Origin of the sequence: Streptomyces beihaiensis (genome assembly GCF_026274175.1) — a bacterium.
Classification (GTDB): Bacteria; Actinomycetota; Actinomycetes; order Streptomycetales; family Streptomycetaceae; genus Streptomyces; species Streptomyces beihaiensis.
In genome coordinates, this window is sequence record NZ_JAPHNL010000313.1 from 24,299 (window position 1) to 30,971 (window position 6,673).

Consider the following 6,673-nt stretch of genomic DNA (forward strand, 5'->3'; position numbering starts at 1 on the left):
CCGGTGACGCAACCGCCGCGTCGGGCGGCCGCCGACCCTCACCACTAAGGAGTGGGCGTCGTGACCGCGGAGACCTCCCAGACGCTCGACCGGGGACTGCGCGTCCTCAAACTGCTCGCCGACACCGACCACGGCCTGACCGTCACCGAGTTGTCCAACAAACTCGGCGTCAATCGCACCGTGGTCTACCGTCTGCTCGCCACCCTCGAACAGCACGCCCTCGTCCGCCGCGACATGGGCGGCAGGGCCCGCGTCGGGCTCGGCGTGCTGCGCCTGGGACGGCAGGTCCATCCGCTGGTGCGGGAGGCGGCGCTGCCCGCGCTGCGCTCGCTCGCCGAGGACATCGGGGCGACCGCCCATCTGACCCTGGTCGACGGCTCGGAGGCCCTCGCCGTGGCCGTCGTCGAGCCGACCTGGACCGACTACCACGTGGCCTACCGGACCGGGTTCCGGCATCCGCTCGACCGGGGCGCCGCCGGGCGGGCCATCCTCGCCGCGCGGCAGGGCGTGGTGCCCGACCCCGGGTACGCGTTCACCCACGGCGAGCTGGAGGCGGGCGCGAGCGGTGCCGCGGCGCCGCTGCTCGGGGTGACCGGGGTGGAGGGGAGCGTCGGCGTCGTGATGCTGGCGGACTCCGTGCCGGAGCGGGTCGGGATGCGCGTGGTCGAGGCCGCCAAGGAGGTCGCCGAGGCGCTGCGGTAAGGCGGTGAGGCCCGGCACGTTACATTGGCCCACGTGTTTCTCTCCCGCCTCAGCCGTCCCGCCGCTCTCGCCGTCTGCGCGCTGCCCGTCGTCGCGCTGCTGGCGGTAGCGGGCCTCGTCCCGCTGCCCTTCGCCGTCGCGCAGCCGGGGCCCACCACCGACGTGCTCGGCGAGGCGGCCGGGAAACCGGTCATCGAGGTGCACGGCGCCCCGACCCGCGACACCAGCGGCAAGCTGCGCGCGGTGACCATCTCGGCGACCGGGCCCGGCACCTCCGTGCACCTCGGCGACGTGGTCGACGGCTGGTTCCGCGACGACCGCGCGGTCATGCCGTACGACTCCGTCTATCCGTCGGGCGGCTCCACCAAGGACATCGAGCGGCACAACCAGCAGGAGATGAAGGGCTCGCAGGACGCCGCCACCCAGGCCGCGCTCGGCTACCTCGGCAAGCAGTCCGGGAAGATCGAGGTCGACCTTCAGCTCGGCAACGTCGGCGGCCCCAGCGCGGGCCTGCTCTTCTCGCTCGGCATCGTCGACCTGCTCGACGGCGACGGCAGCGGTGGCGACCTCACCGGCGGCCGGTCGATCGCCGGTACCGGCACCATCGACGACTCCGGCAAGGTCGGGCCCGTCGGCGGCGTCTCGCTCAAGGTGCAGGCCGCACACCGAGACGGCGCCACCGTCTTCCTCGTACCGAGGGCGGAGTGCGCGGACGCGAAGGCGTCGGCGCCGAAGTCGATGCGGCTGATCCCCGTGACGACACTCAAGGGCGCGGTCACCGACCTGACCCACCTGGAGAAGGGCGGCGGCTCCGTCCCGGCCTGCTGACCGGTCCCGTGGGTCACTCCGTGATGAAGCCCTCCTTCACCAGCCAGTCCTTCGCCACCGTGTGCGGGTCCTGACCCTCCACGTCGACCTTCGCGTTGAGGTCCTGCGAGACCGTGTTGTTGAGCTTCTTCGTGATCGGGGCGAGGACCTGGGCCATCGCCGGGTACTTCTTCAGCGACTTGGTGTTGATCTCCGGGGCCACGTTGTAGTTCGGGAAGAAGTGCTTGTCGTCCTTCATCACCTGAAGGTGCATGGCCTTGATGCGCCCGTCGGTGGTGAACACCTCGCCGTAGCGGCAACTGCCCTTCGACACCTGGGTGTAGATGATGCCGGTGTCCATCTGCGTGATGTTCCTGGCGGGCAGGTGCATCCCGTACTTCTTCTCCATGCCGGGCAGCCCGTCGGCCCGGTTGGCGAACTCGCTCTCCACGCACAGCGTGACCGCGCCCGGGTCCGACTTGGACAGCCTGGTGACGTCCGAGAGCGTGTTCGTGCCGTACTTCTTGTAGTTGGCCTGGTTCATGGCGAGCGCGTACGTGTTGTTGAGCGAGGACGGCGGCAGCCAGGTGATGCCGTTCTTCGCGTCCGCCTCGCGCACCGCCTCCCACTGCTTCTCCGGGTCGGGGATCGGGTTGGAGTGGCCCTGGTAGGTGATCCAGGCCGTGCCCGTGTACTCGTACATCGCGTCCGCGTCACCGGACTTGACGGCCTCGCGGGCGCCGATGGAGCCCTGGATGCCGGTGCGGTCGAGGACGTCGGCCCCGGCCGCCTTGAACGCCAGACCCATGATCGCGCCGAGGATCAGCTGCTCGGTGAACTCCTTGGAGGTGACCGTGATGTCGGCCCCCTTGAGCGGCTCGCCCTTGCCGATGCTGCCCGGATGCACGTTGTCGGCGAGCGGGCTGCCGCTGGTCAGGCCGCAGCCGGACAGCGCGGCGAGCAGGGCGAGGCCGGTGGCCGCCGAGGCCGCCACCCGCAGCCGGTACCTCATGAACGTGTCCGTGGACCTCATGAGCGCACCTCCAGGCCGCGCGGGCGCAGCAGCAGTTCGGCCAGGGACGCCAGCCAGTCGACGAGCAGCGCGAGCGCGATCGTCAGGATCGAGCCGAGCATCAGGACCGGCATGCGCTGGTTGGTGATGCCCGTGGTGATCAGCACGCCGAGGCCGCCACCGCCGCCGAACGTCGCCAGGGTGGCCGTGCCGACGTTCAGGACGAGCGCCGTGCGCACACCCGCGAGGATCAGCGGCACGGCCAGCGGCAGTTCCACCTTGGTGAGCACACCGAGCGGGGACATGCCGATGCCGCGGGCGGCCTCGATGAGGGTCGGGTCGTTGGCCTTCAGGCCCGCGATCGTGTTGGACAGGACCGGCAGGATCGCGTAGATGATGATGCCGATCAGCGCGGAGCGCCGGCCGATGCCGAGCCAGATCACCAGCAGTGCCAGCAGACCGATGGCGGGCGTGGCCTGGCCCATGTTGGCGAAGGCCAGGGCCACCGGGGTCGCCTTGCGGAACATGCGGCGGGTCAGCAGGATGCCCAGCGGGATCGCGATGATCAGCACGAAGAACGTGGAGATCACCGTCAGGACGATGTGCTGGCGCAGCGCCTTCCACACGTTGCCGCCCGACAGCGCGTTCTTGGAGATCGTGTCGAGGTCGGCCTGGTTGAACCACAGCCAGGTGGCGAGCAGGACCAGCAGGATGAACACCGGCAGGAACGTCAGCTTCTGCCAGGTGATGCGGCGCGCCTCGCGCGCGGGCGTCGGCGGGGCCTCCTGCTCGCCGTCGCCGTCGTCGCGGAAGGCGAGACCCTTGACCTCGTGCTCGCCGCTGGGGCGCTCCTGGCCGGGGCGGCGCGGACGGTTGGCGTCGTTCGGCGGCTGGCGGGGCGGCGAGCCCGACGGCCGGCCGGGGTCGCTCGACCGCCCGGACTGTCCGGGACGCGGGGGAGTGCTCACGCCTTCACCTCCCCTGCGCCGTCGCCCTCCTGCTCGTGGTGGGTCTGCTGGGCGCGCTGCTCCTGCAGCTCGTGCTGGTGTTCCAGGGCTTCGAGGCGGTCCTCGTCGAGCAGTTCGTGCACGGAGTTCATCAGCGTCTCCATGTCGACCACGCCCTCGTACTGGCCCCGGCGCCCGGTCACCGCGACACGGCCCGTGTTGTCGGTCAGCACCGCCTCCAGCGCGTCGCGCAGTGTCGCGTCCCGGGTGACCGTGTCGTGGACGAGGGTGCCCGCGCGGGCCAGCGAGCCCTTGGCGCGCATCAGGTCGCCGCGGCGCAGCCACTTGTAGGGGCGGTTGTGGCGGTCGAGCAGGAGCAGCTCGTTGGTCCCGGCGGCGCGCAGCTTGTTGAAGATGTCCTGGAGCGGGTCGTCGACGGTGACCGTCGGGTATTCGGTGATCCCCACGTCGCGTACGCGGGTGAGGTTGAGCCGCTTGAGGGCGGCGCCCGCTCCGACGAAACCGGAGACGAAGTCGTCGGCCGGGTTGGTGAGGATCGCCTCCGGCGTGTCGAACTGGGCGATGTGCGACCTCTCGCGCAGCACCGCGATCCGGTCGCCGAGCTTGATGGCCTCGTCGAAGTCGTGGGTGACGAAGACGATCGTCTTGTGCAGCTCGTGCTGGAGCCGGATCAGCTCGTCCTGGAGGTGGTCGCGGGTGATCGGGTCGACCGCGCCGAACGGCTCGTCCATCAGCAGGACGGGCGGGTCGGCGGCCAACGCCCGTGCCACGCCTACGCGTTGCTGCTGGCCGCCGGAGAGCTGGCGCGGGTAGCGGCCGTGGAACTCGCCCGGGTCGAGGCCGACCATGTCGAGCAGCTCCTCGACCCGGGACGTGATCCGCGACTTCGACCAGCCGACCATCTTCGGTACGAGCGCGATGTTCTGCGCCACCGTCATGTGCGGGAACAGGCCGGCCGACTGGATCGCGTACCCGACCTTGCGGCGCAGCTTCACCGGGTCCATGTCGGTGACGTCCTCGCCGCCGATGTGGATGCGGCCACCGGTCGGCTCGATGAGACGGTTGATCATCTTCAGCATCGTGGACTTCCCGCAGCCGGACGGGCCGACGAAGATGATCAGCTCTCCGGCCTTGATCTCCATGCTGACGCTGTCCACGGCAGGTTCGGCGGAACCCGGATAGCGCTTGGAGAGGTTCTCCAACTCGATGGTGGCGCCGGAGGTCTCACGCCGCTCGGGCTCGGGCTCGGGCGTGGTCTCGGGCGCGGTGTCGGCCGTCGTCTCAGGCACGGATCCCCCTCGGGATGGTCAGGCGTCCGATGAGCACGTACGCGGCGTCGAAGAGCAGGGCGAGGATGATGATGCCGAGGGTGCCCGCGAGCACCTGGTTCAGCGCGTTCTTGCTGCCCAGGGAGGCGATCCCGCGGAAGATCTCGTTGCCGAGGCCGGGGCCCGACGCGTACGCGGCGATGGCGGCGATGCCCATCAGCATCTGCGTGGAGACCCGGATACCGGTCAGGATCGGCGGCCACGCCAGCGGCAGCTCCACCTTGAAGAGCCGCGCCGCCCGTGACATGCCGATGCCACGCGCCGCGTCGATCAACGCGGGGTCGACACCGCGCAGGCCCACGATCGCGTTGCGCACGATCGGCAGCAGCCCGTACAGGGTCAGCGCGATGACGGTCGGCGCCACACCGAGTCCGACGATCGGGATGAGCAGACCGATCATGGCCAGCGAAGGAACCGTCAGAATGGTGGACGTGGCGGTGGTCGCCAGCGAGCCCGCCCATTCGCTGCGGTAGGTGACCACACCGATGACGATGCCGATCAGGGTCGCCACGACCATGCACTGGAAGACGGCGCTGGCGTGCTGATAGGCGTCCGCGAAAAGTTGCGCGTGCTGATTGACCAGGTAGTCCCAGAAGTTCATCGCACCTCACTCACGCCGTGTGTCACCCGCGTCAGGTGTCCCCCGACGCCTGTTCCACCAACGGGATGATCCGCAGCGGAACGGGATTCTCCATGACGATCGCCGTGGAAGCCCGGACGATGCCATCAAACCCGACAACCCGGTCGATCACACGCTGAAGATCGGCGTTGGACCGGGCGACGAGCCTGCACAACATGTCCCCGCTCCCCGTCGTCGTATGCAGTTCGAGAACCTCGGGCACCGTCGCCAAGTGCGCCCGTACGTCGGCTCCCTGGCCCTGCCGGATCTGGAGCGTGGCGAACGCGGTGACCGGGTAGCCGAGCGCCGCCGGGTCCACGTCGGGGCCGAAACCGCGGATGACTCCATTCGACTGAAGCCGGTCGAGGCGGGCCTGCACGGTGCCGCGCGCGACACCGAGCCGCCGGGACATCTCGAGCACCCCGATCCTCGGTTCCCGGGCGAGCAGCGTGATCAGCCGCCCGTCCAGATGATCGATCGCCATGCACCCCTCCGTAGTGGTCACCCTGTACACAAAGCCCGCCGATCCCGCCGGACCACTGGTCATATTGCCCAGCCGATACGCAAACTATTGCGCACCTTGTGGAACGGGGGGAGCCTCCTGTCATGACGCAGACCACACACCAGACCCCCGACACCGCACGGCAGGCAGACCCCTTCCCGGTCAAGGGAATGGACGCGGTCGTCTTCGCCGTCGGCAATGCCAAGCAGGCCGCCCACTACTACTCCACGGCCTTCGGCATGAAGCTCGTCGCCTACTCGGGACCCGAGAACGGCAGCCGCGAGACAGCCTCCTACGTCCTGACGAACGGCTCCGCCCGCTTCGTGTTCACCTCCGTCGTCAAGGCATCCACCGACTGGGGCCACTTCCTGGAGGACCACGTCGCGGCCCACGGCGACGGCGTCATCGACCTCGCCATCGAGGTCCCGGACGCCCGCGCCGCCTACACGTACGCCACCGAGCACGGCGCCCGCGGCATCCAGGAGCCCTACGAGACCAAGGACGAGCACGGCACCGTCGTGCGCGCGGTCATCGCCACGTACGGCAAGACCCGCCACACCCTCGTCGAGCGCTCCGGTTACGACGGCCCCTACCTGCCCGGATTCGTGGCCGCCGCCCCGATCGTCGAGCCGCCGGCCAAGCGCACCTTCCAGGCCGTCGACCACTGCGTCGGCAACGTCGAGCTCGGCCGGATGAACGAGTGGGTCGAGTTCTACAACAAGGTCATGGGCTTCA

General features: G+C 69.6%; 8 protein-coding genes. 3 read left to right on the forward strand and 5 right to left on the reverse strand.

The window, feature by feature from the left end; genetic code table 11:
* Positions 1 to 60: 60 nt before the first annotated feature.
* Positions 61 to 702: an IclR family transcriptional regulator gene (locus tag OFY01_RS27955; protein ID WP_266604550.1), complete on the forward strand. Its 642-nt coding sequence runs from the start codon at positions 61 to 63 to the stop codon at positions 700 to 702.
* A 33-nt stretch (positions 703 to 735) separates the two neighbouring features.
* Complete coding sequence (locus tag OFY01_RS27960; protein ID WP_266604552.1) at positions 736 to 1,530, forward strand: S16 family serine protease; 795 nt, start codon at positions 736 to 738, stop codon at positions 1,528 to 1,530.
* Positions 1,531 to 1,543: 13 nt separating this feature from the next.
* Here OFY01_RS27960 and OFY01_RS27965 read toward each other — a convergent pair whose 3' ends face one another.
* The 5 genes from OFY01_RS27965 to OFY01_RS27985 form a co-directional block, all read right to left on the reverse strand.
* Entirely contained in the window at positions 1,544 to 2,521 is a 978-nt protein-coding gene (locus tag OFY01_RS27965) for a glycine betaine ABC transporter substrate-binding protein (protein WP_266604563.1), read from the reverse strand.
* A gap of 17 nt (positions 2,522 to 2,538) precedes the next feature.
* Positions 2,539 to 3,489 (reverse strand): ABC transporter permease, encoded by a 951-nt coding sequence (locus tag OFY01_RS27970; protein WP_266604553.1) that lies wholly within the window; start codon positions 3,487 to 3,489, stop codon positions 2,539 to 2,541.
* A complete protein-coding gene (locus OFY01_RS27975) occupies positions 3,486 to 4,697 on the reverse strand; it encodes a betaine/proline/choline family ABC transporter ATP-binding protein (protein ID WP_266604565.1) in 1,212 nt (403 codons plus the stop codon). The genes OFY01_RS27970 and OFY01_RS27975 overlap by 4 nt, the downstream gene beginning before the upstream one ends.
* Positions 4,698 to 4,770: 73 nt before the next feature.
* The gene (locus OFY01_RS27980; RefSeq protein WP_266604555.1) at positions 4,771 to 5,418 is read right to left on the reverse strand and encodes an ABC transporter permease; all 648 of its coding nucleotides are present in this window, start codon (positions 5,416 to 5,418) and stop codon (positions 4,771 to 4,773) included.
* 31 nt (positions 5,419 to 5,449) lie between these two features.
* On the reverse strand, positions 5,450 to 5,920 hold the full coding sequence (locus tag OFY01_RS27985) for an Lrp/AsnC family transcriptional regulator (protein ID WP_266604557.1): 471 nt from the start codon (positions 5,918 to 5,920) through the stop codon (positions 5,450 to 5,452).
* A gap of 122 nt (positions 5,921 to 6,042) precedes the next feature.
* Here OFY01_RS27985 and OFY01_RS27990 point away from each other — a divergent pair.
* The coding region (locus tag OFY01_RS27990; RefSeq protein ID WP_266604559.1) for a VOC family protein at positions 6,043 to 6,673 on the forward strand (631 nt) is incomplete at its 3' end.